1 protein-coding gene is annotated in these 451 nt (G+C 72.5%); it reads left to right on the top strand.

The features are described from left to right. A partial coding sequence (locus FHP29_RS06690; protein ID WP_158296498.1) for a DUF222 domain-containing protein occupies positions 1-451 on the top strand: 451 nt, incomplete at both ends.

Below are 451 nucleotides of genomic sequence, written 5' to 3'. Positions count from 1 at the left end.
CCGTGGCGGGCCGAACGGATCGCCGACCTCACCCACGGCCTATCGTCCGAGGCCGCGGGGTACGTGGACCGCCAGCTGTTCGACGCCACCGGCGTCGGCTGGGCGCAACTCGAACGCCTCGTCGCCGAAGCCGTTTCGCGGTTCGACCCCGACCAGGCCGAAGCCCAACGCAAGGCCGCAGCCGATCGACGGCACTTCGACATCGGAGACGTCGACGAGCACGGACTCGTCCACCTCGACGGACTCATGGATGCCGCGGACGGGCACGACCTCGACCAGGCCGTCGCCCGACGGGCCGAGGTCCTCGGCCGCCTCGGCGACCAGTCCTCCCTCGATGTCCGCCGGTCGAAGGCCGCTGCCGAGCTCGCCCGCGCCGATCTCGCGCTCGATCTGCTGATCCCCGACCCCCACACCGGGGAGGTCGCCGCCACGGTGCCGGGTCGCAAGGTGG

It is taken from the genome of Nocardioides albidus (assembly GCF_006335005.1).
Classification (GTDB): Bacteria; Actinomycetota; Actinomycetes; order Propionibacteriales; family Nocardioidaceae; genus Nocardioides; species Nocardioides albidus.
Note: the sequence above shows the minus strand (reverse complement) of the source record. Positions and strands in the feature narration are given on the sequence as shown.